The organism is Streptomyces sp. NPDC051183 (assembly GCF_040682455.1).
Taxonomy (GTDB): Bacteria; Actinomycetota; Actinomycetes; order Streptomycetales; family Streptomycetaceae; genus Streptomyces.
Genome location: NZ_JBFBBA010000011.1, coordinates 35065 through 60267 on the forward strand (window position 1 = coordinate 35065; position 25203 = coordinate 60267).

General features: G+C 71.1%; 20 protein-coding genes. 7 read left to right on the forward strand and 13 right to left on the reverse strand.

Annotated elements, in window-relative coordinates; translation table 11 throughout:
• On the forward strand, nucleotides 1-1602 hold the full coding sequence (locus AB0M99_RS12155) for an NADH-quinone oxidoreductase subunit M (protein WP_365919290.1): 1602 nt from the start codon (nucleotides 1-3) through the stop codon (nucleotides 1600-1602).
• Nucleotides 1599-3254 carry an NADH-quinone oxidoreductase subunit NuoN gene (gene nuoN / locus AB0M99_RS12160; protein WP_365919292.1) on the forward strand — a complete coding sequence of 552 codons (1656 nt, stop codon included), beginning with the start codon at nucleotides 1599-1601 and terminating at the stop codon, nucleotides 3252-3254. The genes AB0M99_RS12155 and nuoN overlap by 4 nt, the downstream gene beginning before the upstream one ends.
• Before the next feature lie 67 nt (nucleotides 3255-3321).
• Here nuoN and AB0M99_RS12165 read toward each other — a convergent pair whose 3' ends face one another.
• The 3 genes from AB0M99_RS12165 to fahA all read right to left on the reverse strand — a co-directional run bounded on the left by AB0M99_RS12165 (nucleotide 3322) and on the right by fahA (nucleotide 6024).
• The gene (locus AB0M99_RS12165; RefSeq protein WP_365919294.1) at nucleotides 3322-3948 is read right to left on the reverse strand and encodes a Uma2 family endonuclease; all 627 of its coding nucleotides are present in this window, start codon (nucleotides 3946-3948) and stop codon (nucleotides 3322-3324) included.
• A 70-nt stretch (nucleotides 3949-4018) separates the two neighbouring features.
• Nucleotides 4019-4615: a hypothetical protein gene (locus tag AB0M99_RS12170; protein WP_365919296.1), complete on the reverse strand. Its 597-nt coding sequence runs from the start codon at nucleotides 4613-4615 to the stop codon at nucleotides 4019-4021.
• Nucleotides 4616-4800: 185 nt separating this feature from the next.
• Nucleotides 4801-6024 (reverse strand): fumarylacetoacetase, encoded by a 1224-nt coding sequence (gene fahA, locus AB0M99_RS12175; protein ID WP_365919298.1) that lies wholly within the window; start codon nucleotides 6022-6024, stop codon nucleotides 4801-4803.
• Between the two features lie 306 nt (nucleotides 6025-6330).
• Between fahA and AB0M99_RS12180 the strand changes: the two genes are divergently transcribed.
• The gene (locus tag AB0M99_RS12180; protein ID WP_365919299.1) at nucleotides 6331-7140 is read left to right on the forward strand and encodes an HAD family hydrolase; all 810 of its coding nucleotides are present in this window, start codon (nucleotides 6331-6333) and stop codon (nucleotides 7138-7140) included.
• A gap of 91 nt (nucleotides 7141-7231) precedes the next feature.
• Here AB0M99_RS12180 and AB0M99_RS12185 read toward each other — a convergent pair whose 3' ends face one another.
• Nucleotides 7232-9280 (reverse strand): CocE/NonD family hydrolase, encoded by a 2049-nt coding sequence (locus tag AB0M99_RS12185; RefSeq protein WP_365919301.1) that lies wholly within the window; start codon nucleotides 9278-9280, stop codon nucleotides 7232-7234.
• A 22-nt stretch (nucleotides 9281-9302) separates the two neighbouring features.
• Nucleotides 9303-10799 (reverse strand): peptide MFS transporter, encoded by a 1497-nt coding sequence (locus tag AB0M99_RS12190; RefSeq protein WP_365919532.1) that lies wholly within the window; start codon nucleotides 10797-10799, stop codon nucleotides 9303-9305.
• Between the two features lie 211 nt (nucleotides 10800-11010).
• Here AB0M99_RS12190 and AB0M99_RS12195 point away from each other — a divergent pair, with 211 nt between their 5' ends.
• From AB0M99_RS12195 to AB0M99_RS12210, 4 genes are all read left to right on the forward strand, one after another.
• Entirely contained in the window at nucleotides 11011-12021 is a 1011-nt protein-coding gene (locus AB0M99_RS12195) for a polyprenyl synthetase family protein (RefSeq protein WP_365919303.1), read from the forward strand.
• Nucleotides 12022-12258: 237 nt separating this feature from the next.
• Nucleotides 12259-13485 carry a DUF2092 domain-containing protein gene (locus tag AB0M99_RS12200; protein ID WP_365919305.1) on the forward strand — a complete coding sequence of 409 codons (1227 nt, stop codon included), beginning with the start codon at nucleotides 12259-12261 and terminating at the stop codon, nucleotides 13483-13485.
• Between the two features lie 95 nt (nucleotides 13486-13580).
• A complete protein-coding gene (locus AB0M99_RS12205) occupies nucleotides 13581-13784 on the forward strand; it encodes a ribbon-helix-helix domain-containing protein (protein WP_251055898.1) in 204 nt (67 codons plus the stop codon).
• Nucleotides 13781-14197 carry a hypothetical protein gene (locus AB0M99_RS12210; RefSeq protein ID WP_365919307.1) on the forward strand — a complete coding sequence of 139 codons (417 nt, stop codon included), beginning with the start codon at nucleotides 13781-13783 and terminating at the stop codon, nucleotides 14195-14197. Before AB0M99_RS12205 ends, AB0M99_RS12210 begins: the two co-directional genes overlap by 4 nt.
• On the opposite strand, the gene AB0M99_RS12215 is transcribed toward AB0M99_RS12210, so the two are convergent.
• From AB0M99_RS12215 to AB0M99_RS12250, 8 genes are all read right to left on the reverse strand, one after another.
• Complete coding sequence (locus AB0M99_RS12215; RefSeq protein WP_365919309.1) at nucleotides 14194-15510, reverse strand: M28 family metallopeptidase; 1317 nt, start codon at nucleotides 15508-15510, stop codon at nucleotides 14194-14196. The genes AB0M99_RS12210 and AB0M99_RS12215 overlap by 4 nt on opposite strands.
• Nucleotides 15511-15718: 208 nt before the next feature.
• Nucleotides 15719-16666: an EamA family transporter RarD gene (gene rarD / locus AB0M99_RS12220; RefSeq protein WP_365919311.1), complete on the reverse strand. Its 948-nt coding sequence runs from the start codon at nucleotides 16664-16666 to the stop codon at nucleotides 15719-15721.
• Nucleotides 16667-16801: 135 nt separating this feature from the next.
• Nucleotides 16802-17677 (reverse strand): SDR family oxidoreductase, encoded by an 876-nt coding sequence (locus tag AB0M99_RS12225; protein ID WP_365919313.1) that lies wholly within the window; start codon nucleotides 17675-17677, stop codon nucleotides 16802-16804.
• Between the two features lie 159 nt (nucleotides 17678-17836).
• A complete protein-coding gene (locus AB0M99_RS12230) occupies nucleotides 17837-18838 on the reverse strand; it encodes a 2-oxoacid:ferredoxin oxidoreductase subunit beta (protein WP_365919534.1) in 1002 nt (333 codons plus the stop codon).
• Between the two features lie 139 nt (nucleotides 18839-18977).
• The gene (locus AB0M99_RS12235) at nucleotides 18978-20921 is read right to left on the reverse strand and encodes a 2-oxoacid:acceptor oxidoreductase subunit alpha (protein WP_365919315.1); all 1944 of its coding nucleotides are present in this window, start codon (nucleotides 20919-20921) and stop codon (nucleotides 18978-18980) included.
• Nucleotides 20922-21180: 259 nt separating this feature from the next.
• Nucleotides 21181-21840, reverse strand: a complete 660-nt coding sequence (locus AB0M99_RS12240; protein WP_365919536.1) for a response regulator transcription factor — start codon at nucleotides 21838-21840, stop codon at nucleotides 21181-21183.
• A gap of 277 nt (nucleotides 21841-22117) precedes the next feature.
• The gene (locus AB0M99_RS12245) at nucleotides 22118-23419 is read right to left on the reverse strand and encodes a sensor domain-containing protein (RefSeq protein ID WP_365919538.1); all 1302 of its coding nucleotides are present in this window, start codon (nucleotides 23417-23419) and stop codon (nucleotides 22118-22120) included.
• A 486-nt stretch (nucleotides 23420-23905) separates the two neighbouring features.
• A complete protein-coding gene (locus tag AB0M99_RS12250) occupies nucleotides 23906-25096 on the reverse strand; it encodes a sensor domain-containing protein (protein WP_365919317.1) in 1191 nt (396 codons plus the stop codon).
• Nucleotides 25097-25203: the final 107 nt, after the last annotated feature.

Consider the following 25203-nt stretch of genomic DNA (forward strand, 5'->3'; position numbering starts at 1 on the left):
ATGAGTTTCCCGCTTCTGACGGTGACGGCCGCGGTCCCCGCGGTCGGCGCGGTCCTCACGGCGGCCGTCCCGGCCGCCCGCCGGACCGCGGCCAAGTGGCTCGCGCTGTTCTTCTCGCTGGCGACACTGGCCCTGGCCGTGCTCGTCGCGGTCCGCTTCGAGCCCGGTGGCGACCGCTACCAGCTCACCGAGTCCCACGCCTGGATCGCCGACTTCGGCGTCCGCTACGAACTGGGCGTCGACGGCATCGGGGTGGCGCTCATCGCGCTCACCGCGCTGCTGATCCCCTTCGTCATCGGGGCCGGCTGGCACGACGCCGACCCGCTGGAGACGTCCTCTTCCCGGTGGCGGCCGACGCAGGGCTTCTTCGCCCTGATCCTGATGGTCGAGGCGATGGTGATCATCTCCTTCGAGGCCACCGACGTCTTCCTCTTCTACATCTTCTTCGAAGCCATGCTCATCCCGATGTACTTCCTCATCGGCGGCTTCGGGGACCGGGCTCACTCCGGGTCCGACGAGAACGCGGCCGCGCAGCGCTCGTACGCGGCGGTCAAGTTCCTCCTCTACAACCTGGTCGGCGGCCTGATCATGCTGGCCGCCGTCATCGGGCTGTACGTGGTCGCCGGGAACTTCTCGCTCCAGGAGATCACCGCCGCCCGCGCCGCGGGCACGCTCGACATGGCGACCAACACCGAACGGCTGCTGTTCCTCGGCTTCTTCTTCGCCTTCGCGGTGAAGGCCCCGCTGTGGCCGCTGCACACCTGGCTGCCGAACGCGATGGGCGAGGCCACCGCCCCGGTGGCCGTACTGATCACCGCGGTCGTCGACAAGGTCGGCACCTTCGCGATGCTCCGCTTCTGCCTCGGGCTCTTCCCGGAGGCCAGCAAGTGGGCCACGCCGGTCATCCTCGTCCTGGCCCTGATCAGCATCGTCTACGGCGCGCTGCTCGCGGTCGGGCAGCGCGACATCAAGCGGCTGGTGGCGTACGCCTCGATCTCGCACTTCGGCTTCATCATCCTGGGCATCTTCGCGATGACCTCCCAGGGCCAGTCGGGCGCGACGCTGTACATGGTCAACCACGGGCTCTCGACGGCCGCGCTGATGCTGGTGGCCGGCTTCCTGATCTCGCGGCGCGGCTCGCGGCTCATCGCCGACTACGGCGGCGTGCAGAAGGTGGCGCCGGTGCTGGCCGGCACCTTCCTGATCGGCGGTCTCGCCACCCTGTCACTGCCGGGCCTGGCACCGTTCGTCAGTGAATTCCTGGTCCTGGTCGGCACGTACGCCCGGTACCCGGTGGTCGGCATCATCGCCACCTTCGGCATCGTGCTGGCCGCGCTCTACACGCTGGTGCTCTACCAGCGCACCATGACCGGACCCGTGAAGGAGGAGGTCCGCACGATGCCGGACCTGCGCCTGCGGGAGGTGCTGGTGGTCGCCCCGCTGATCGCCCTGCTGATCGGGCTCGGCGTCTACCCGAAGGTGCTCACCGACATCGTCAACCCGGCGGTGAAGCACACCATGTCGGACGTGAAGCAGACGGACCCGAAGCCCGAGGTGGCTATCGAGGCCGAGCACGCCAAGAAGGGGGAGGCGGCCAAGTGAGCACAGTGACTGCTGCCCAGAGCCTGCTGACACTGGCGGCCGCGGAGCCGATCGACAAGATCCCGGCCCCGCACATCGAGTACGCGCAGCTCTCGCCCACGCTGATCGTGCTGGGCGCGGCGATCGTCGGAGTCCTCGTGGAGGCCTTCGTACCGCGCAAGTCCCGCTACCACGTCCAGGTGTTCCTCGCCGTCGCCGCGCTGGCCTCGGCCTTCGCGGCGGTCGTCGGACTCGCCGCCGGCGGGTACGGGAGCACCAAGGCGCACATCGCGGCCATGGGGGCCGTGGCCGTGGACGGCCCGGCGCTGTTCCTGCAGGGCACCATCCTGCTGGCTTCGGTCGTCGCGGTCTTCACCTTCGCCGAGCGGCGCCTGGACCCGGCCGCCCACGGCAACCGGGTCGACTCCTTCGCCGCGCAGGCGGCGTCCGTACCGGGCAGCGAGAGCGAGAAGGCGGCCGTGAAGGCCGGCTTCACCACGACCGAGGTCTTCCCGCTGGCGATGTTCGCGATCGCCGGCATGCTGATCTTCCCGGCGGCCAACGACCTGCTGACGCTGTTCGTGGCCCTGGAGGTCTTCTCCCTCCCGCTGTACCTGCTCTGCGCCCTCGCCCGCCGCCAGCGGCTGATGTCGCAGGAGGCCGCGGTCAAGTACTTCCTGCTCGGTGCCTTCTCCTCCGCCTTCCTCCTCTTCGGCATCGCGCTGATCTACGGGTACGCGGGCTCGGTCTCGTACGCGGTCATCGCGGACGTGGTGGACGGCAGCATCGCGAAGATCGACCCGGCGCTCGCGGACACCATGGGCAACGACGCGCTGCTGCTGATCGGCGGGGCCCTGCTGCTGATGGGCCTGCTTTTCAAGGTCGGCGCGGTCCCCTTCCACATGTGGACCCCGGACGTCTACCAGGGCGCCCCGACCCCCATCACCGGCTTCATGGCGGCGGCGACCAAGGTGGCCGCCTTCGGCGCGCTGCTGCGACTGCTGTACGTGGTCCTGCCGGGCCTGCGGTGGGACTGGCGGCCGGTGATGTGGGGCGTGGCCATCGTCACGATGCTGGCGGGCGCGGTGATCGCCGTGACCCAGACCGATGTGAAGCGGCTGCTGGCCTACTCCTCGATCGCGCACGCGGGCTTCATCCTGGCCGGTGTGATCGCGACCTCGGCGGAGGGCGTCAAGTCGGTCCTCTTCTACCTGGGCGCGTACTCCTTCGTGACGATCGGCGCCTTCGCGGTGGTCACGCTGGTGCGCGACGCGGGCGGCGAGGCGACGCACCTGTCCAAGTGGGCGGGCCTGGGCCGCCGGTCGCCGCTGACGGCGGCGGTCTTCGCGGTGTTCCTGCTGGCCTTCGCCGGCATTCCGCTGACGTCCGGCTTCGCCGGCAAGTTCGCCGTCTTCAAGGCGGCGGCGGAGGGCGGCGCGGGGGCGCTGGTAGTCGTCGGTGTCATCTCGTCCGCGATCGCCGCGTTCTTCTACATCCGGGTCATCGTGCTGATGTTCTTCAGCGAGCCGAAGGCGGACGGTCCGACGGTGGCCGTGCCCTCGCCGCTGACGATGACCACGATCGCCGTCGGCGTCGCGGTCACCCTGGTCCTGGGCGTGGCCCCGCAGTACTTCCTGGACCTGGCGGGGCAGGCGAGCACGTTCGTCCGCTGACCGGTCCGCACACGCGCAGGGCCCGGCCCCCTTCCCGGGGGTGCCGGGCCCTTCGCCGTGTGCGGGGCTACTCGGGGCGTTTGCGCCTGGGCATGATCTCGGTGAGGTCCAGGTCCAGGTCGATGGGGAACGGGACAGAGACCTTGAGGCGGTCGTGGAAGATGCCGGTGGCGACGTACTTCTGGGTGGCGGGTTCCAGCTCGAAGACATAGACCACGGCCCGGTCCTCCTTGTTCTCCACGCGCCAGAAGTGGGGGATCCCGGCTTTGGCGTATTTCAACGGCTTCGCTTCGCGGTCACGCCCGATGGAATCGGGGGATACCACTTCGACGGCCAGTACCACGGCTTCGGCAGGGAATCGCGTCTGTTGCAAAGCATCGACGACGTCCCCGCGCAAGACGACGACGTCCGGCTCGGGCCGATTCAGCTTGTCGATGTCGATGGTGAATTCGCGGAAGACCTCGAAGTCGTCAGGGGCCACCGATCGCAGTTGCCACTTGAACAAGTCGACTGCCCGCTCGTGGAAGACGCTCTGCGGACTCACGAAAACCAGGCTCCCGTCGATCAGCTCCGTGTGCGGAGGCAGATTCGGAAGCGTGTCCAGGTCATCCGCGGTCCAGCCGCCCGCCGGCGGGATCGGCCAGCGGGGCCCCGGCTCCGGTTCAGGCTGTGGCGCTGCGGGTTCGACGCTCATCAGTGCTCCCATGGGGCAGAGTCTCGCGAGTCCGTTCAGCGTAGCGCCGTGGAATTCCCGAATGTCGCCCCTACGGGTGAGCGTGCGCGGCGGGGGTCTTCTCGGGGCAGGTCAGGGACGGGTTCGGGTTCCAGTTGTGGAAGCGGCCGGCCGGGTTCTTCTCGTACGCCCACATGTGGAGGTCGTAGTGCTTGGGCATGCCCGCCCAGTGGCCGGGCATGGGGCCGTCGAACGGCAGCCCGAACATGCTCGGACGGTCATCGGCGGTCTTCAGGTCCTGGTCCCGGTCGGCGGACATCCACTCCACGGTCTGGAGCTTGCGGCGGCCGTGGCGGTCCTTGGCGGTGCTGTAGAGGAGCGCGGTCGGCCTGGCGGGGTCCTTCGAACCCCAGTTGGCGTCCTTGACGTAGTGGTAGCCCATGGTGCCGACCCCGAACGGGTTGGTCATGCACTCCTCGCCGTGCGGGACGTACCCGTCCTTGAGCGCCTCCCGCTCGTCCACGTACTTGGCCGTCACCCGGATCGCCGTCGCCATGTCCCGCATGGCCCTGGCGTCCCTCGGGTCGGGCGCGGGGCCGTCGACGCCGTGGGCGGGCGCGACGGCGGCCAGGCCCAGGGACACGGCGGCGGCGCAGGTCAGGACGGCCTTCAGGGGGCGTGCGGGCACGGGGGCTCCTGGGGTTCGGGCGGTGCGCGGGCCTTTCGTCCACCATCCAGGGGTGGTGGACGGCGTGCACGCGGCGCGCCTCCGAACGGCGTACTGCGCCACCGGATACCGCGTGATCAACGCTGTGACCTGCGGCTTCGGCGGGGTGGCGGAAACATCCGCCACCCCGCCGGCCAAGGGTCGGACTAGCGCGATCCCACGATGCGGCCGGTGACCTCGCCGAGGCCGATGCGGGTGCCGCCCGCGCCCGGGGCCCAGGCGGTGAGGGTGACGGTGTCGCCGTCCTCCAGGAAGGTGCGCTTGCCGTCGGCGAGCTCGATGGCGTCGCGGCCGTTCCAGGTGAGCTCCAGCAGCGAGCCGCGCTGGCCGACGTCCGGGCCGCTCACGGTGCCGGAGCCGTAGACGTCGCCGGTGCGCAGGGAGGCGCCGTTGACGGTCATGTGCGCGAGCTGCTGGGCGGCGGTCCAGTACATCGAGGCGAACGGCGGCCGGGCCACCTCCTGCCCGTTGATGGAGACGGTGATGTGCAGGTCGAAGCCGCCGGGGCGGTCGGCGTCCGCGTCGTCCAGGTACGGCAGGAGCGGGAAGTCGCGGGCGGGCGGGGCGACCCGGGCGGCGTCCAGGGCCTCCAGCGGGGTGACCCAGGCGGAGACGGAGGTGGCGAAGGACTTGCCGAGGAAGGGGCCGAGCGGGACGTACTCCCAGGCCTGGATGTCGCGCGCGGACCAGTCGTTGAGCAGGAACAGGCCGAAGACGTGGTCCTCGAAGTCGCCCAGCGCCACCGGGCTGCCCAGCTCGGAGGGGGTGCCGACGACGAAGCCGACCTCGGCCTCGATGTCGAGCTTGACCGACGGTCCGAAGACGGGGGCCGGGTCGGCGGGGGCCTTGCGCTGCCCGCTGGGGCGTACGACGTCGGTGCCAGAGACGACGATGGTGCCCGCGCGGCCGTGGTAACCGATGGGCAGGTGCTTCCAGTTGGGCGTCAGTGCGTCGCCGTCGGGGCGGAACATCCGGCCGACGTTGGTGGCGTGGTTCTCGCTCGCGTAGAAGTCGACGTAGTCGGCGACCTCGTACGGCAGGTGCAGCTCGACCTCGTCCAGCGGCAGCAGGTGCGGCTCCACGGCGGGCCGGTGCCCGGGGTCGGTGACCCAGGCGGTCAGCGCGCGGCGCACGTCGCGCCAGGCGGTGCGGCCGGCGGCGAGCAGCGGGTTGAGGGAGCCGTGGCCGAGCAGTGCGGCGTACGGGGAACCGAGCGCGGCCGCGGTCGCACCGGCGTCGAGCACGTGTCCGCCGATCCGCACACCGATCCGGCGGCGGGCGTCCCGGGAGGTGGAGAAGACGCCGTACGGGAGGTTGTGCGGCCCGAACGGGTCGCCCTCGGGTACATCGAGGGGGCTCTGCTGGGGCATGGGGTGCGGCCTCGCTTTCGATGCGGTCCGGGGGTGGCCCGGAAGACACAGTGCGGCACACGCTACCCAGGTTCCGTTGCGAAAGCGCGGGGCCCCGGGCGGAGATGGAACACACTCCGGGGGTCGCGAGCAGCCAGATGTGCCCAGTTCCGGTCATATCTGATCTTTTGGCATGTGCCAGCAGGGCGGGGTCATATGGTCGACCTCGGATCCAGGAGTGCGTCAAGTGGTTGGTGAGGCATGTGGGAGGCCGGATTACAGCCATATTCATAGGACTTGTCCCAGAGGGTCCGTATCCTTGGCGCCGTGACTTCCGCCCTCCCCTATGACTTGATCGCCACTGACCTGGACGGGACTCTGCTGCGCGCCGGGGACACCGTCTCGGCCCGCTCCCACACGGCTCTCGCGACAGCCCGCGCGGCGGGCGCCCTCCACATCATCGTCACCGGCCGCCCGGTCCCACAGGTCCGGCACGTCCTGGACGGCCTCGGCTACACCGGGCTCGCGGTGTGCGGACAGGGCGCGCAGGTGTACGACACGGCGCGCGGGCTCCTGCTGCACTCCGTCTCCCTGGACCGGGAACTCGCGGAAGTGGCTCTGGGCAAGATCGAGGCGGAGATCGGCGAGCTCTACGCGGCGGTCAACCAGGAGGGCGTGGACGCCGAGATGCTCATAGAGCCGGGCTACCGGATGCCGCATCCGCACCTGCCGACGGTGCGCGTGCGGCGGCGGGCCGACCTGTGGGCGGCGCCGATCAACAAGGTCCTGCTCCAGCACCCCGAACTGGACGACGACGAACTGACCCGGGTCGCCCGGTCGGTCGTCGGCGACCTCGTGAACGTCACGATGGCGGGGGAGCACACGGTGGAACTCCAGCCGCCGGGCATCGACAAGGCCAGCGGGCTGGCGCGGGCCGCGCAGCTCCTGGGGGTGGCCGCCGCCTCGACCATCGCCTTCGGCGACATGCCGAACGACGTCCCGATGTTCGCGTGGGCCGCGCACGGCGTGGCCATGGCCAACGCGCACCGCGAGCTGGTCGCCGTCGCGGACGAAGTCACGCTGTCCAACGAGGCCGACGGCATCGCGGTGGTCCTGGAGCGGCTGTACGCCCATTGATGCGCGGTGCCGCTGCGCGGAGCCCCGGCCGTGCCGCTGCGCGGAGCCCCGGCGGTACCGACGGGCCCGGGGCCCCGCCGGCCGGGGCGGCTCAGCCCGCGGCGCGCGGCAGGCGCCGCTCCCACGTGCGGTGGAAGACGACCTCGTCACCCTCCCGGCACACCACCTCGTTCGACGTGAGGAAGCCGCCCTCGTCGCAACGGATCTCCGAGCGGGTCTCCACGCGCGCGTCCCAGCCCAGTTCCGGCCGGTGGAGCCGGATCCGCCAGTCCGAGCGGGTCCGGGCCGACAGCGGGTCGGCCTCCTGGATCTCGTAGACCTCCAGGGCGTCCTCGCCGAACTCCAGCCCGTCCGGGTACACCCGCGTGCCCCCGTACCGCGGGTCGACCTCCAGGCGCCAGGTCCCGCGCGCGACGTCCCGTACGACCAGCCGCTCCGGCCGCGGCTCGTCCAGCGTGGCCGGGAAGACCACCCCCAGCGGCTGCGCCTGCTCCGCTGCCTCGAAGAGGATCTCCTCCCCGTACGCCGCGGTTGAGGCCGCGTCCCGCACCGGGAGTTCCAGCGAGCTGCCCGCGGGCTCCAGGGTCCAGCCCGCCTCGGACCCGGCCCGCGGCCAGATCCACGGCCAGTACGCGGAGGAGAGGGCGAGGCGGATCCGGTGCCCCGGCGCGAAGGAGTGGCCGATGCCGTTCAGCTCGAAGGTCACGTCCTCGAACGCGCCCGTCCGCCACGGCACCGCCTTGTCCCGCCCCTGCCGGGCGGACAGGTTCAGCGCGCCGCGCGTGACCAGGGTGGAGGAGCCGTCGGGGGCCACGTCGCACAACCGGGCCACCACCTGCCCGTACGGGACGTCGAGCCGGATCCGTACGGTCACCCGCGGCCGCCCGAGGATCTCCACCGGCGCCCCGCCTGCGGCGCCGGACCCGCCGTGCCCGCCCGTCCCGCCCCCGACCGGGAACTCGAAGCACGCCGACTTCGCGTCCTCCTCCCGCTGGTCCGGCGGCAGGTCCGCGTCATTGCCGAAGGGGAAGAACCGGCCCGCGTCCAGCCCCGTGTGCTGCGGGGAGGCCACGACCACCGGCGCGCCCTGGAGCGCGTACGAGACGGTCCCCACGGCCGGGGACGGCCACGCCGTGTCGCCCACCCAGCGGCCCGCGAGCTCCGGGTACACCGTCGCCGGCGGGTGGGACTCGCTGATCCAGGAGCGGAGCAGCGGCTCGTCCATCACCCCGTTGTCCGCGCCCTTCAGCCAGTGGTCCCACCAGCGCAGCGTCTCCTGGAGGAAGCCGATCGCCGGGCCCGGCGGCAGCCCGCGGTCCGGGTACTGGTGCGACCACGGCCCGATCAGCCCGCGCACCCGATCGGCCGGCAGGTGCTCGGCGAGCCGCAGCACGGTGTCCCGGTACGGATCGTGCCAGCCGCCCACCGCCAGGACCGCCGCGCCGATCGCCGAGTAGTCCTCGCAGACGCTGCCGTGGCGCCAGTAGTCGTCCCGCGTCTGGTGCGAGAGCCAGGTGTGGATCAGGGGTTCGAGCGATTCCAGCCGCTCCAGCCACTGCTCCCGCCAGCCGTCGCCGGCGAACAGCGGGTCCGGCGGGCGCGAGGCGAAGGCCAGCATCGTCGCCGCCCACGCGTGCATGTCGACGGCCAGCACGGAGCCGCCCATGTAGTGCACGTCGTTGTCGTACCGGTCGTCCGTCGAGCAGACGGTGACCACGGCCTTGAGCGGTTCGGGGGCCAGCGCGGCGATCTGCAGGGAGTTGAAGCCGCCCCAGGAGATCCCGAACATCCCCACCGATCCCGTGCACCAGGGCTGCGCCGCCAGCCACTCCACGACGGCCACCCCGTCGGCGAGTTCCCGGGCGTCGTACTCGTCGCCCGGGAGCCCCCCGCTGCATCCGTGGCCGCGCACGTCCACGCGTACCGAGGCGTAGCCGTGCCCCGCGTACCAGGGGTGGCGCTGCCAGTCGCGCGGCGCGGTCCAGTCGGTGAGCCGGTACGGGAGGTACTCCAGCAGTGCCGGAACGGGCTCGTCCGTCACGGGGCGCCAGATCCGGGCGTAGAGCTCCACTCCGTCGGGGAGCGGGATCCGGACATCCTCGCGGGTGGTCTCGTACGGGAACTCGGTGCGGATGATCATCAGGGTCCAGCCGCCAATCGCCTCAGTGGACGGGGTGCATCGTGCGCCGCAGCCACGGCGCGAGGGCGATCACGGCCAGGCCCACCGCGATCGCGATGCCGCCGTTGACGCCGAAGTAGACGGGGTTGGAGACCTCGCCGTAGAGCTTGACGACCTGCGCCTGGATGCCGTTGGCCAGCGCCAGCGACAGGAACCACAGGGCCATGGTCTGGCTGCTGAAGGCCTTCGGGGCGAGCTTCGTGGTCGCCGACATGCCGGAGGTCTCCAGCAGGATGTCGCCGAGGCCGAGCAGCAGGTACGAGCCGATGATCCACCAGGCGGCCATCTTGTAGGTGTCGCCGCCGTGGCCCGAGGTCGGGATGATCATCAGGAGGAAGGACAGCCCGCCGAGGAGCACACCGATGGCGATCTTGTTCGAGGCGTGCGGCTGGCGGCGGCCCATCCGGACCCAGAGCGCGGCCACGACCGGGGCGAGCGCCACCTCGAACGCGCCGAGCGCGGAGGCGTACCAGCTCGCCGGGAAGTGGAAGCCCAGGATGCTCGTCTCGGCGTTCGTCGACGCGAGCAGCATCATCGTCGAGTACGCCTGGAAGAGGATGAAGTTGAAGGCGACCGAGGCCAGGAAGAGGACGGCGTACGGGCGCAGCCGCCCGCGCTCCTCGGCGCTCACCCGGGGGCTGCGGAACATGACCGCGAAGTAGACGACCGGGGCGATCACCGAGATCAGGGTGAGCAGGTCCACGAACCGGCCCATCGTCAGCCAGCCCAGGCCTGCCAGCACGGTGGCGAGCGCGGCGACGGCGAGGAGCCCGCCGACGATCTTCCGGACGGCGGAGCGCATCGCCTCGGGCGCGAGCGCAAACTCGGCGGAGTGCTTGCGTCCGGCCAGGTGGCGGCGGCCGAGGACGTACTGGACCAGGCCCGCGGTCATGCCGACGGCGGCGGCGGAGAAGCCCCAGTGCCAGCCCTGGTGCTCGCCGAGCCAGCCGGTGATCAGCGGTCCGGCGAAGGCGCCGATGTTGATGCCCATGTAGTAGAGCGCGAAGCCGGCGTCGCGCCGGTCGTCGTCCGTCCGGTACAGCTTGCCGACCATGCTGGCCACGTTCGGCTTCAGCAGGCCGGTGCCCGCGCTGATCAGGCCGAGGCCCGCCCAGGTCATGGCAGCGGTCGGCACGGCCATGGCGTAGTGTCCGCAGGCGATCAGGATGCCGCCCCACAGGACGGCGCGGTACGAGCCGAGGATCCGGTCGGCGAGCCACCCACCGGCGACGGAGACGAGGTAGACCATGGTCCCGTAGGCCGCCGAGACGGAGGCCGCGGTGCCCGGGTTCATCCCCAGGCCGCCATTGGCCACCGTGTCCGCGAAGTAGAGGACGAGGATGGCCTGCATGCCCAGGAACGAGAAGCGCTCCCAGACCTCCAGCCCGGACAGGGTGGCGAGGCCCCGGGGGTGCCCGAGGAAGGCGTGGTCGTCGCGGGGCGGCGGCTGGTCCGCCTCGGGGTCCGCGGGTTCCTCTATATCGGTCGCAATTCTGGACAAAACGTATTCTCCGGTTGTTTCGGCTCCTCAAGAACATACCGGTGCGGATCGGTCAGCGCGTCTGATGCGACCGGGCAGGCGCTCTGGGTGATCGAAAACAGACCGGATACGCTGGCTTGAGTGATGGCAGCGACACATCGACAATCCATGTGATCGTCAGCGTGATCGTCAGCAGACAGGAGTACCCCTCGTGACCGTCGTCGGGCCGTTCGGACTGAGCGTGCGGGACCAGGCTCTTGAAACCGATGTCCAGGCCGGACTGGCCGCCGTCGAGGCGGGTCTGCTGGAAGCCACCAAGAGCGAAGTCCCCTTCATCACCGAGGCCGCACAGCACCTGGTGAAAGCCGGCGGCAAGCGGTTCCGGCCGCTGCTCGTGATGCTCGCCTCCCGATTCGGCGACCCCTACGCGCCCGGAATCGTGCCCTCCGCAGTCGTCGTGGAACTCACCCACCTGGCGACGCTCTACCACGACGACGTCATGGACGAGGCGGACGTGCGCCGGGGCGTGGAGAGCGCCAACGCCCGCTGGGGCAACTCGGTGGCCGTCCTGACGGGTGACTTCCTGTTCGCCCGTGCCTCGCACATCCTTGCGGACCTCGGGCCCGAGGCCGTCCGCATCCAGGCCGAGGCCTTCGAGCGGCTGGTGACGGGCCAGATCCTGGAGACGGCCGGTCCCCGCGACGGCCGCGACCCGGTCGCGCACTACCTCGACGTCATCGCCGGCAAGACCGGCTCGCTGATCGCAGTCTCCGGCCGGTTCGGCGCGCTGATGTCCGGCGCGGACGAGGCCGTCGTCGACATCCTGACCCAGTACGGCGAGCGCCTCGGCACCGCCTTCCAACTGGCCGACGACGTCCTCGACATCGCCTCCGACTCGCACGAGTCCGGCAAGACCCCGGGCACCGACCTGCGCGAGGGCATCCCGACGCTGCCCGTGCTGCGGCTGCGCGAGATGGCCGCCCGCGAGGGCAGGGCCGAGGACCTGGACCTCGTACGGCTCCTGGACGGGGACCTGACGGACGACGTCCGGCACGCCGAGGCGCTGTCCCGGCTGCGCGTCCACCCCGCGCTGGAGCAGGCCCGCAGGGACACCGTCCAGTATGCGGAGGACGCGCGGGCCACGCTGGCACCGCTGCCGGAGTGCTTCGCGAAGTCGGCACTGGAGGAGCTGTGCGACGCGGTGGTGCACCGCGCCGGCTAAGCACGACCCTCCTGCCGCCCTTGGCAGCGGAACGGGCCCTTCCGCCCCATCGACCCCTACGGGTCGGGGGAGAAGGGCCCTTCCCATGTCATCCCACGGTCGTACGCGCAGTTGATGCCGGGGAGTGACGCCCCGAAGTCCCCGATTTGGTCAGATGGAGCCATCAAACCCCACCGGATCGAGTGAGCGTGGCGACACCGGGGTCGTCACCGTGGACACAGAGGGCAGGGCACTGACATGGCAGCGAACGCGAAGACTTCCCGCAAGGCCGCACGGTACGCCGTACCGGTCGCGGTGTTCGGCGTGGCCGCAGGGGCCATCGCGATGGTTCCCGCCTTCGCGAACTCCTCGGGCCCGGACCTGCCGGCGGTGACGGCCCAGCAGCTCATCGAGAAGGTGGCCGCCTCGGACGTGCAGCAGCTCTCCGGCAGCGCCAAGATCAGCACCGACCTGGGCCTGCCGACGCTGGCGACCGGCCTGCTGGGCGGCGGGGGCGTCACGGGCGGTTCGGCGAACCCGGAGGAGAAGGTCGCGCAGCTGGCGAGCGGCACGCACACCTTCCGGGTGGCCGCCGACGGCCCGGACCGCCAGAAGCTCACGTTCCTGGACGGCAAGGACGAGTACAGCCTCATCCACAACGGCGACGACGTCTGGGGATACGACTCCAAGTCGAACGAGGTCTTCCACGAGAAGAACCCGGGCGCGGGCAAGGACGGCAAGGAAGCCGGCAAGGACGGCAAGGACCACAAGACGGCCGACCGGCTCGCCACCTCCCCCCAGGAGATCGCCCAGGAGGTCCTGAAGGCCGCCGGTCCCACCACGGACGTCAGCGTCGGAGACACCGCGCAGGTGGCCGGGCGGGACGCCTACCAGCTCGTGCTGAAGCCGAAGGCGGCGGGCTCCACCGTCGCCTCGGTCAAGATCGCTGTCGACGCGAAGAACGGCGTGCCGCTGCGCGTGCAGCTGCTGTCCACCGAGGGCGGCAAGCCGATCGTGGACGCCGGCTTCACGAAGGTGGACTTCGAGAAGCCCGCCGCGGACACCTTCGCCTTCACCCCGCCCAAGGGCGCCAAGGTGAGCGAGGGCGCCAAGGACGGCGCGGAGCACGGCAAGGGCCTGAAGGGCCTGGAGGCGATCCCGGGCCTGGACGGCCTGATGGGCGGGGCGGCGGACGGCAAGGGCGAGGTGAAGGTGCTCGGCGAGGGCTGGGCGAGCATCGCGCGGATCGAGACCGGGGCCGGCAAGAACCTCCGGGACGTCGAGAACTCGGCGAACGGCAAGAACGCCCCGAAGGAGGCCAAGCAGTTCCTCGACGCCCTCGGGGACAAGGTCTCCGGGAAGTTCGGCGAGGGCCGGGTCTTCAAGACCCGCCTGGTCAACGCCCTGATCACGGACGACGGCAAGGTCTACGTCGGCGCGGTGACCAAGGACGCGCTGGTGAAGGCGGCCGACGCCAACAAGTAGCGCGCAGGCGAGAAGGGTGGGCGGGGACTGTGTCCCTGCCCACCCTTCTGCCGTTACCGCCCTGCGTACAGCGGCCCCGCTGTACCGTGAAAAGCATGTCGAGACACGTCACCATCCGCCTGGACGAAGAGTTCCACGAACGCCTGAAGGCGCGTGCGGCGGCGCTGGGGACGACGGTCACCGCGCTGATCACCGAAGTCACGGAACGCGAACTCGACGACGACCGGAAGAACTTCCTGTCCGGGATCGAGGAGTTCGCCGACCACTGGGGCTACTTCCAGGAGCGGTTCGGGAATTGAAGATCACCATGGAGTGGGCCTGGACCGCTCTGGCCCACCATCTCCCGTCGGATCCAGCCGTGTGGGACCCCTCCGGGGTGGCCGCCGCGGTCGCCCGGCACCAGAACGACCTCGTCCTGGTGCCCGAACAGCCCGCCCCGGACACCGCGTGGCGGGCCGCCGCGTTTCTGCACACCCTCGCGGTGTGCCCGGCGCTGGAATCGCCGATGAACGAGTTCTACGCGGCCGCCGCGACCCGCTCGTACCTGCGCGTCGCCGGTGCCAAACAGCTCCCCACGCCGGAGGAGCTGGGCGATCTGGTGGAGGCGGCGAAGCTGGGGCGGGCCGATGTCGCGGCGGTCGCGGAGGAGCTGCGGGCCCGCATACAGGACCCGCAGCACACCTCACCCGCCTCGCCCGCACCGTCCGGCTAGAAGGTGATCTTCCAGCTGTTGATGTAGCCGACGTCCTGGGCTGCCACGTCCTTGACCCGGAGGTTCCAGACCCCGTTCGCGACCTCGCTGGAGGCGTTGACGGTGTACGACTGCACGAGGTTGTCGGCGCTGCCGCCGGAGCGGTTGTGCAGGTTGTAGACCGTGCCGTCCGGGGCGACCAGGTCGACCACCAGGTCACCGCGGTAGGTGTGGACGATGTTCACGTCGACCTTGGTGGTCGCCGGGGCGTTGCCCGTGACGCCCGAGGCCGTGATCGGCGAGTTCACCGCGGCGGCGGGGGAGTCCGGGATGTTCACGTCCGCCGTGTTCTCGAAGGACGGGCCCGGCGGGACCGGGGTGGCCGCCCCGAGCGTCCAGATCGCGTAGGCGACGGCGTCGGAGTTCCGGTCCAGGGCGAGGTCGTTGATGTTCGCCGTGTTGTCGCAGGACGAGTGGTAGCAGCGGTCGAAGGACTGACCGGAGGTGCCGCCCCACTTCTGCGCCTGGGCCGCCGACTTCGTGTTGCTGGCGCCGGTGAAGAGGCCGCCGACGGGTATGCCCACGTTCTTGAAGGAGGCGTGGTCGGAGCGGCCGTCGCCCTCGGTTTCGATCTCGGTCGGTACGCCGATGCCCGCGTAGTAGTTCTTGAAGGTCTGCTCGATGGTCGGGTCGTCGTCGTAGACGAAGTAGCCCGGGTTCGGCGAGCCGATCATGTCGAAGTTCAGGTAGCCGGCGAACTTCGCGCGCTCCGCGGCCGGCAGGTTGTTGACGTAGTACTTCGACCCGACCAGGCCCAGCTCCTCCGCGCCCCACCAGCCGAAGCGCAGGTGCTTGGTGGGCTGCAGGCCCGCGCGGGAGACCGCGAGGGCGGTCTCCAGGACGGCTGCGGAACCGGAGCCGTTGTCGTTGATTCCGGCGCCGGAGGTCACCGAGTCCAGGTGCGCGCCGGCCATCAGGACCGAGTTGGGGTCGCCGCCCGGCCAGTCGGCGATCAGGTTGTAGCCGGTGGCACCGCTGGAGGTGAAGGTCTGCAGGGTGGTCGTGAACCCGGCAGCGTCCAGCTTGGCCTTCACGTAGTCGATCGAGGCCTTGTAGCCGGCCCTGCCGTGGGCGCGGTTGCCGCCGTTGTTGGCGGCGATGGTCGAGAGCTGCGACAGGTGCGCCTTGACGTTGGCGACCGGGATGTCGGGCGGTGTCGGGGCCGCGGTGACCGCCGTAGGGGCGGCGAGGGCGGCGGGGGAGGACGCGGCGAACAGGCCGGCGACCGCGAGTGCGGCCACGGCGGTGAGGCGCCGGGAGACGGACAGGCTCATGTGGGGGCTCCGTGATTCCGTACTGGGGATGTGAACGGAACGTGCGGGGATACGGCAGGTGAGCATGGGTGCGTCAGTGCGAGCCTGATGTTCAACGAGAGTATGACTGTCCGTCAAGACCATAATTCGGTCAGGGGAGTTCGAAAAACGGACGATCCCCGCTACCTGTGTGGCGTAGCGGGGATCGTGTGCGTTTGCGGGTGTGGCGTTACGCGGGCTCGCGGGCCGGCGCCGCCGCGGCGGCGGGCGCCGCTTCGAGCCGTACGGCCCGGGTCCGCCGGGCGGTGCGCAGCGCCTCCCAGGTGAGGATCGCGAGGGCCGCCCAGACCAGCGAGAAGCCGGCCCAGCGGGCGGGCGGCATGGCCTCGTGGAAGTACACGACGCCGAGCACGAACTGGAACATCGGGGCCATGTACTGGAGCATCCCCAGCGTGGACAGCGGGACCCGGATCGCGGCCGCCCCGAAGAGCACCAGCGGGACGGCGGTGACCAGCCCGGTCGAGGCGAGCAGCAGGGAGTGCCCGGTGCCCTGCGCGGCGAAGGTGGACTCGCCGCGCGCGGCCAGCCACAGCAGATAGCCGAGGGCGGGCAGGAACAGGAGCACCGTCTCGGCGGTCAGGGACTCCAGCCCGCCGAGGTTGATCTTCTTCTTGAGCAGCCCGTACAGCGCGAAGGTCGAGGCCAGCACCAGGGAGATCCACGGCGGACGCCCGTAGCCGATGGCCAGCACCAGGACGGCGGCCACGCCGATGCCGGCCGCCGCCCACTGGACGCGGCGCAGCCGCTCGCCGAGCACCAGCACGCCGAGCCCGATGCTGACCAGGGGGGTGATGAAGTAGCCGAGGCTCGCCTCGACGACGGCGCCGTTGTTGACGGCCCAGATGTAGATGCCCCAGTTCACCGAGATCAGCGCGGCGGCCAGCGCGGTGAGCGCGAGCTTGCGCGGCTGACGCAGCAATTCGGCCATCCAGGCCCAGCGGCGCAGGGCGAGCAGCGCCAGGCCGACCGCGGCCAGGGACCACACCATGCGGTGGGCGAGGATCTCGACGGCCCCGGAGGGCTTGAGCAGGGGCCAGAACAGGGGGACCAGCCCCCAGATCCCGTACGCGCCCAATCCGTAGAGCAAACCCGTGCGCTGCTCGTTATCTGCCTTCACGGGGCCTCCACTACGACTTTGAGCCAACCTGACGACGGTAGCGCCGTACGGGCCGGATGTCATGACTGTTGCTGCGAGATACTCATGACATCGAGTGGATCCGGGCTGGATCCGGCCTGATCGTGTGATCGATCGCTACGCCGTCTGCGGCGCGAGCGGCGCGAGGGCGGTGGTGATCGCCTGCGCCACGGGGGTCGTGGGCCGCCCGATCAGCCGGGCCAGGTCGCCGCTGGTGGAGCCCAGCCGGCCGCGCCCGATCGCCGCGTCCACGTCCACGAAGATCGCCGCGAATGCCTCCGGGACCCCGGCGCCGGTCAGGACCTCCAGGTGCGCCTGCGCGGGGAGCTCGGTGTACGCGACCTCCTTGCCGGACTGCTTCGCGACCTCGGCCGCGTACTCCGCCAGGCTCCAGGCGGTGTCCCCGGAGAGCTCGTAGGCCCGGTTCAGGTGGCCCTCGCCGGTCAGCGCCACGGCCGCGGCGGCCGCGTAGTCGGCGCGCGCCGCCGAGGCGACCCGGCCCTCGCCCGCGCTGCCCAGGACCGCGCCGTGCTCCAGGACGGTCGCCAGGTCGCGGGTGTAGTTCTCGTGGTACCAGCCGTTGCGCAGGAAGGTGTACGGGAGCCCGGAGTCGAGGATCGCCCGCTCGGTGGCCCGGTGCTCCGCCGCCAGCTCGAAGTCGGCCTCGGGGCCGCCCAGGATCCCCGTGTACGCGAGCTGCGCGACTCCGGCGGCCACCGCGGCCTCGATCACGGCGGTGTGCTGGGCGACGCGGCGGCCGATCTCGTTCCCGGAGATCAGCAGCACCCGGTCGCCGGCCCGGAAGGCCCCGGTCAGGCTCGCGGGGTCGTTGTAGTCCGCGATCCGGAGCTCGACGCCGCGCTCGGCGAGGTCGGCGGCCTTGTCGGCGCTGCGCACGACGACGGCGACGCGGTCGGCGGGGACGCGCTCCAGCAGCTCCTCGACGACGAGGCGGCCGAGGGCTCCGGTGGCTCCGGTGACGACGATGCTCATGATTGCTCTCCTTGGTCGGATGTCACCACCTTACGGTAAGCGCTAACTTTTAGAAAGTGCCTGGGCGGGTGTGTGCGCCGCGCCGAGATCGCCCCCGAACATGCGACGGGGCCCGGATCTCCTGGGAGATCCGGGCCCCGGACGGCTGCGCGCACCGGTTCAGCCGACGACGGTCCAGGTGTCGTTGCCGCTCAGCAGGGTGCTGAGGTCGCCCTTGCCGCTGCGGTCCACGGCCTTCTCCAGCTGCTCGGCCATGAGCGTGTCGTAGACCGGCCGCTCGACGCTGCGGAACACCCCGATGGGGGTGTGGTGCAGCGTGTCGGGGTCGGCCAGCCGGGACAGCGCGAACGCCGTCGTCGGGCCGGCCGCGGCGGCGTCGTGGACCAGGATCCGCGACTCGTTCTCCGGGGTGACCACCACGACCTCCAGCTCGCCGGTCGCCGGGTCGCGGACGACGCCCTTGGCTCCGTCCACGCCGAAGCGGATCGGCTGCCCGTGCTCCAGCCGGATCACCGCCTCCTGCGCCTGCTCGTGGTCCTTCAGGACCTCGAAGGCCCCGTCGTTGAAGATGTTGCAGTTCTGGTAGATCTCCACCAGCGCCGTGCCCTGGTGGTCGGCAGCCTGCCGCAGCACCTCGGTGAGGTGCTTGCGGTCCGAGTCGACCGTGCGGGCCACGAACGAGGCCTCGGCGCCGAGCGCCAGCGAGACCGGGTTGAAGGGCGCGTCGAGCGAGCCCATCGGGGTCGACTTGGTGATCTTGCCGATTTCGGAGGTGGGGGAGTACTGCCCCTTGGTCAGGCCGTAGATCCGGTTGTTGAACAGCAGGATCTTGAGGTTGACGTTCCGCCGCAGGGCGTGGATCAGGTGGTTTCCGCCGATGGAGAGCGCGTCGCCGTCACCGGTGACGACCCAGACCGACAGGTCGCGCCGCGAGGTGGCCAGGCCGGTGGCGATGGCCGGGGCGCGCCCGTGGATCGAGTGCATCCCGTACGTGTTCATGTAGTACGGGAAACGCGAGGAGCAGCCGATTCCGGAGACGAAGACGATGTTCTCCTTCGCCAGCCCCAGCTCGGGCATGAAGCCCTGCACGGCGGCGAGCACGGCGTAGTCGCCGCAGCCCGGGCACCAGCGGACCTCCTGGTCGGACTTGAAGTCCTTCATCGACTGCTTGGCCGCGGCCTTCGGTACGAGCGACAGCAGCGTCGGCCCGGGATCCGCCCCGGGTACGGCCGCGTCCGGCAGGGCCTCGGTCAGCGCCGGCCCGGACAGGTCCGCCTCGGGCCTGGTCGCCTCGGACAGGTCAGTCATTGATGGCCTCCTTGAGGACCGTGGCGAGCTGTTCGGCCTTGAACGGCATTCCGTTGACCTGGTTGTACGACTGCGCGTCGACCAGGTACTTCGCCCGGATCAGGGTGGCCAGCTGCCCGAGGTTCATCTCCGGCACCACTACCTTGTCGTAACGCTTCAGGACCTCGCCGAGATTCCTCGGGAAGGGGTTCAGGTGGCGCAGGTGGGCCTGTGCGATCGGTACGCCGGCGATGCGCAGCCGGCGTACGGCGGCCGTGATCGGGCCGTACGTCGAGCCCCAGCCCAGCACGAGGGTCCGGGCGTGGTCCGGGTCGTCCACGTCCAGGTCGGGCACCTCGATGCCGTCGATCTTGGCCTGGCGGGTGCGGACCATGAAGTCGTGGTTGGCCGGGTCGTAGGAGATGTTGCCCGTGCCGTCCTGCTTCTCGATGCCGCCGATGCGGTGCTCCAGGCCCGGGGTGCCCGGGACCGCCCAGGGGCGGGCCAGGGTCTGCGGGTCGCGCTTGAACGGCCAGAAGACCTCGGTGCCGTCCGCGAGCTCGTGGTTCATGGCGGTGGCGAACTGAACCTTGAGGTCCGGGAGGTCCGCGACGTCCGGGATCCGCCAGGGCTCGGAGCCGTTGGCGAGGTACCCGTCGGAGAGCAGGAACACCGGGGTCCGGTAGGTCAGCGCGATCCGGGCCGCGTCGAGCGCGGCGTCGAAGCAGTCCGCCGGGGTCCGCGGGGCCACGATCGGGACCGGGGCCTCGCCGTTGCGCCCGTACATCGCCTGGAGCAGGTCGGCCTGCTCGGTCTTGGTCGGCAGGCCGGTGGAGGGGCCGCCGCGCTGGATGTCCACGATGAGCAGCGGCAGCTCCAGGGAGACCGCCAGTCCGATCGTCTCGGACTTCAGTGCCACGCCGGGGCCGGAAGTGGTGGTCACGCCGAGCGCGCCGCCGAAGGCCGCGCCCAGCGCCGCGCCGATGCCGGCGATCTCGTCCTCGGCCTGGAAGGTCCGTACGCCGAAGTTCTTGTGCTTGCTCAGCTCGTGCAGGATGTCCGAGGCCGGGGTGATCGGGTACGAGCCCAGGAAGACCGGCAGGTCGGCCTGGATGCCGGCCGCGATCAGGCCGTACGAGAGGGCCAGGTTCCCGGAGATGTTGCGGTAGGTGCCGGTCGGGAAGGCGCGGGTGGCCGGGGCCACCTCGTAGGAGACGGCGAAGTCCTCGGTGGTCTCGCCGAAGTTCCAGCCGGCCCGGAAGGCGGCGACGTTCGCCTCGGCGATCTCGGGCTTCTTCGCGAACTTCTGCCGCAGGAAGTTCTCGGTGCCCTCGGTGGGGCGGTGGTACATCCAGGACAGGAGCCCCAGGGCGAACATGTTCTTGCTGCGCTCGGCCTCCTTGCGGGGGAGTCCGAAGTCCTTCAGCGCCTCCACGGTGAGCGTGGTCAGCGGCACCGGGTGGATGTTGTACGCCGCCAGGGAGCCGTCCTCCAGCGGCGAGGTCTCGTAGCCGACCTTGGCCATGGGGCGCTTGGTGAACTCATCGGTATTGATGATGATCTCCGCGCCGCGCGGCACGTCCCCGATGTTCGCCTTGAGCGCCGCCGGGTTCATGGCCACCAGGACGTTCGGGGCGTCGCCCGGCGTCAGGATGTCGTGGTCGGCGAAGTGCAGCTGGAAGGAGGAGACGCCCGGCAGGGTGCCGGCGGGCGCCCGGATCTCGGCGGGGAAGTTCGGGAGCGTCGAGAGGTCGTTGCCGAACGATGCCGTTTCCGAGGTGAAGCGGTCACCGGTGAGCTGCATGCCGTCACCGGAGTCACCCGCGAAGCGGATGATCACTCGGTCGAGGCGGCGCACTTCCTTGCCGCCCGGGCCCGGGGGCGTCCGCTGCTCGCCGACCACGGCCCCTTCGGCCCCGTCGGATTGCTCGGCTGGGCTACTGACCTGGCTGGTCACTGAACTGGACCTCCTTCGAGGCGTGAGCCGCTCCCAAGGCCAACCCTACGTCGGAAGGTTTTCCTTCCCTGGGGCGCTCATGTTCTGGACCGTCCTCTGAGACGGTCTGTCCGAGAGATGTCGTGCCGTGCGCAAAATATTCCGAGCCCAGGTGCCGGCCGGACGCAGTTCCCTGTGCGGCGCAGGTACCGGCGGTGGTGCCGGTACGGGTGCCGACGCAGGGGCTGCATCCGGCCATACCTGACAGAGTGTCAGTCGATCAAGACCTTAGGTAGGTGAGGACGGCCAGCACACGCCGGTGATCCCCGTCACTCGGCGAGAGGCCGAGCTTCATGAAGATGTTGCTGACGTGCTTCTCCACCGCCCCGTCGCTGACCACCAGCTGCTTGGCCACCGCCGAATTGGTCCGGCCCTCGGCCATCAGCCCGAGCACCTCGCGCTCGCGGGGGGTCAGCCCCGCCAGCACGTCCTGCTTGCGGCTGCGGCCCAGGAGCTGGGCGACGACCTCGGGGTCCAGGGCGGTACCGCCCCGGGCCACGCGGACGACCGCGTCCAGGAACTCCCGCACCTCGGCCACCCGGTCCTTGAGCAGGTACCCCACCCCGGTGCTGGAACCGGCCAGCAGTTCGGTGGCGTACTGCTCCTCCACGTACTGCGACAGCACGAGCACCCCTATCCCGGGGTAGTCGCGCCGCAGCCGCACCGCGGCCCGTACGCCTTCATCGGTGTGCGTCGGCGGCATCCGTACATCGGCCACCACCACGTCCGGCAGCGCATCCTCCGCCGCCAGCTCCGCCACCGTCTTGATCAGGGCTTCCGCGTCCCCGACGCCCGCCACGACGTCATGCCCCCGGTCGGTCAGCAACCGGGTCAGGCCCTCACGCAGCAGCACTGAATCCTCGGCGATGACCACCCGCACCCTGTCTTCCACGACTTTGCAGCTCCCGCATTCGCTCGTGCCCGAATTCCCTGACTCAGCCAAGCATCCCAGCCTCAAGGCCGGATCAAGGCGGAGCCGGATCAACGAGTGGCGTACGGGCCGTGTTTCCGGGCGCACGGCGTGGCGCATCGGGCGGCGGCGGCCGGAAGTCAGGGCCTTGGCCAGTGCCGGACACGGCCGTTCGGCCCACGCCGCGCGCGGGCCGAACGGCCGTGTCCGGCGGGCCGCCCGGCGGCCGGGCCGCCAGGTCGGCCGGTTACGGACGCCAGGGCAGCTCGGCGGTGACGGTGGTCCCCCCGCCGGCGGGGGAGTCCACGACGAACACCCCGTCCACGGCGTCGAGCCGCTCGGCGAGCCCGGCCAGGCCGCTGCCGGCCGCGGCGGCGGCCCCGCCCCGGCCGTCGTCGGCGACCTGGATCAGGAGCCGGTCGCCCGACTTCCACACGTCGACGCTCGCGGTGCGGGCCCCGGCGTGCTTGCTGACGTTCTGGAGCAGCTCGGAGACCGTGAAGTACGCGATCCCCTCGATCGCCGCCGCGGGCCGGGCGGGCAGGTCCACGGCCACCCGCACCGGAACGGCGCACCGCGAGGCCACCGAGGACAGCGCCGCGTCCAGCCCCCGGTCGGTCAGTACGGCCGGGTGGATCCCGCGGGCCAGGTCGCGCAGCTCCTGAAGGGCGATCTTCACCTCGCCGTGGGCCTCGTCGACCATCTGCGCGGCCGCCCGCGGGTCCTGGGCCAGCTTCTCCTTGGCCAGCCCCAGATCCATGGCGAGCGCCACCAGCCGGGCCTGCGCCCCGTCGTGCAGGTCCCGCTCGATGCGACGCAGGTCGGCGGCGGCGGTGTCGACGACGACGCCCCGGTCGGTCTCCAGCTCGCTGACGCGGTGGGCGAGCCGGGACGGCCCGAGCAGCCCGGCGATCAGGACCCGGTCGACGGTGGTGAGCGCCCGGACCACCCAGGGGGTGGCGAGCGTCAGCGCGAGCCCGAGGAGGCAGGTCAGCGTGATGTCGAGCGGCGAGTCCAGGAAGAGCGAGTAGTCGTCGTTCTGGAAGACCTGGAGCCCGGGCTGGTCCGTGAACCCGGGGAAGACCCAGAACCAGAGGGGGTAGAGGAGGAACGCCCACCCGTACGTCCAGAACACCAGCGCCAGGCAGAAGCTGAACACCGCCCACGGGAAGTGGATCACGGAGTACAGCACGTGCCGCCAAGCGCTCCCGCTCTTGAGCAGCGCCCCCATCGCGGCGAGCGCCCCGTCCTTCTGCGCCCGGATGGGCGCCGGCTCGGCGATGTCCGCCCGCAGCAGACCGCGCGCCCGCGCCCGCTCCAGCCGCCCGAATCCCCGGCACATGGCGAGGACTCCGGCGAGGACCGGCACCCCGAGGAAGGTGACGAGCAGTCCGGCGCCGAGGCTGACGCCGGTGATGGCGAGGGCGAAGTACAGCGTGCTGAGCGGCAGTCCGAGCAGCAGGTACCCGAACTCCCGCCAGGCCCGCCCCTCGACGGGAGCCCGCAGCGCCCTGCCGATGCCACTGTCCGTGCGCTTGCTGCCGACCATGGTCCCGACCCGCCCTTCCGTCATCCCTTTACCCCTCTACCCTGCCGCCCGCCCCCACCCCGGAACCATGCGGCACGTCGGCCTCTTGCCAGGGGGGTTAACCCCACCCCGCCCCCTTCGACGCGGCCCTCGCACCGCTCCGCGGGCTTCGGCCCGCTGCGCCGGACTCCGTCCGGCGGCGGCCGGGCGGGAGATCCAGCCCCGCCGGCGTCTGGGGCGCGGGGTCCGGGGCGAGCCCCAGGTCCCCACGGGTCCGGGCGGAGCCCGGGGAACGATGGAAGGGCGGGTAGGGGACAGCCCCGCAGCGCCCCGCCCGCCCGGCCGCGCGCGCCCGGCCCCGCGCCCGCCCGGCCGCCCGGCCCCCGCGCCCGCCCGGCCCCCGCGCCCGCCCGCCCGCCCGCCCGGCCGCGCGCCCGCCGGCCCCGCACACGGCGGGACCCCCGCCCAACCCTGGACGGGGGTCCGTTCCACCGAGCCGGCGGCGGCCTAGTTCCGCACGGGCACCCGGTCCCGCCACGGCAGCTCGGCCGTGACCGTGGTCCCGACCCCCTCCGGGGAATCCACCAGGAACACCCCGTCGACGGAGTCGAGCCGTTCCCCCAGCCCCGCCAACCCGGTCCCGGCCGACGTACTCGCCCCGCCCCGCCCGTCGTCCGACACCCGGATCAGCAGCCGCGGTCCCGACCGCCACACCTCCACCGAAGCCATCCGCGCCCCGGCGTGCTTGCTCACGTTCTGCAGCAGCTCCGACACCACGAAGTACGCGATGCCCTCGATCGCCTCCGCCGGGCGGCCCGGCAGGTCCACAGACACCTTCACCGGCACCAGGCACCGGGACGCCACCGAGGACAGCGCCGCGTCCAGTCCCCGGTCGGTCAGCACCGCCGGATGGATGCCCCGCGCCAGGTCCCGCAGCTCCTGGAGCGCCAACTTCACCTCGCCGTGCGCCTCGTCCACCATCGCCGCCGCGCCCTCCGGGTCCTCCAGCAGCTTCTCCTTCGCCAGGCCCAGCCCCATGGCCAGCGCCACCAGCCGCGCCTGCGCCCCGTCGTGCAGGTCCCGCTCGATGCGCCGCAGGTCAGCGGCCGCCGTGTCGACCACCACCCCGCGGTCGGACTCAAGCTCGGCGATGCGCCGTTCCAGCTCGTCCGACGGGGACAGCAGGCCCCGTACCATCGCCCGGTCCACATTGGTCAGCACGCGCGCCACGTACGGCAGCACCGGCCACAGCACGAACAGCCCGGTCAGCGCCACCGCGAAGGTCAGCACCCCCCACGGCAGCCGCACCAGCTCGTACAGCACGGTCCGCCAGGCCACCGGGTCCTTGAGGCTCGTCCACAGCCAGGGGAAGAACCCGCCGGCCCGCCGCGGCCCGGGAATCGGCGTCGGCTCCTCGACGCGCACGCCCAGCAGCACGCGGGCCCGCGCGCGTTCGAGGCGTCCCAACTGGCGAGACATGAACAGACCACATGCGAACAACGGAAGACCGATCGCGGTCACGGAAAGGCCGCCCGCGATCGACACCATGGCAATGGTGTAAACAAACCCGACGAGAGTCGCTGGGAGATTGCTCAAGAGATGGGCGATCTCCTTCCAGGTCACGGCACTCAGGGCGGCGCGTACGGGAGGAGGCCGATCGTCTCCGGCGGCCTGACTGGCTCGATTGCTCGCGGTCATGGGCCCCACCCTGCCAATTACGCCACTCCGATGCCATGGGGTAGTCAGGTCGAGGTAAACGGGGGATAACCCCACCCTGCGGGGCCCAGGCCCTAGACTCCCGTCCG

Coding starts and splice junctions, on each gene's coding strand:
- AB0M99_RS12215 (WP_365919309.1), bottom strand. CDS start 15,510: ATGAGCCTGTCCGTCTCCCGGCGCCTCACCGCCGTGGCCGCACTCGCG.
- AB0M99_RS12225 (WP_365919313.1), bottom strand. CDS start 17,677: ATGAGCATCGTCGTCACCGGAGCCACCGGAGCCCTCGGCCGCCTCGTC.
- AB0M99_RS12205 (WP_251055898.1), top strand. CDS start 13,581: ATGTCGAGACACGTCACCATCCGCCTGGACGAAGAGTTCCACGAACGC.
- AB0M99_RS12155 (WP_365919290.1), top strand. CDS start 1: ATGAGTTTCCCGCTTCTGACGGTGACGGCCGCGGTCCCCGCGGTCGGC.
- AB0M99_RS12200 (WP_365919305.1), top strand. CDS start 12,259: ATGGCAGCGAACGCGAAGACTTCCCGCAAGGCCGCACGGTACGCCGTA.
- AB0M99_RS12185 (WP_365919301.1), bottom strand. CDS start 9,280: ATGATCATCCGCACCGAGTTCCCGTACGAGACCACCCGCGAGGATGTC.
- AB0M99_RS12165 (WP_365919294.1), bottom strand. CDS start 3,948: ATGAGCGTCGAACCCGCAGCGCCACAGCCTGAACCGGAGCCGGGGCCC.
- AB0M99_RS12250 (WP_365919317.1), bottom strand. CDS start 25,096: ATGACCGCGAGCAATCGAGCCAGTCAGGCCGCCGGAGACGATCGGCCT.
- fahA (WP_365919298.1), bottom strand. CDS start 6,024: ATGCCCCAGCAGAGCCCCCTCGATGTACCCGAGGGCGACCCGTTCGGG.
- AB0M99_RS12230 (WP_365919534.1), bottom strand. CDS start 18,838: ATGAAGGACTTCAAGTCCGACCAGGAGGTCCGCTGGTGCCCGGGCTGC.
- AB0M99_RS12245 (WP_365919538.1), bottom strand. CDS start 23,419: ATGGTCGGCAGCAAGCGCACGGACAGTGGCATCGGCAGGGCGCTGCGG.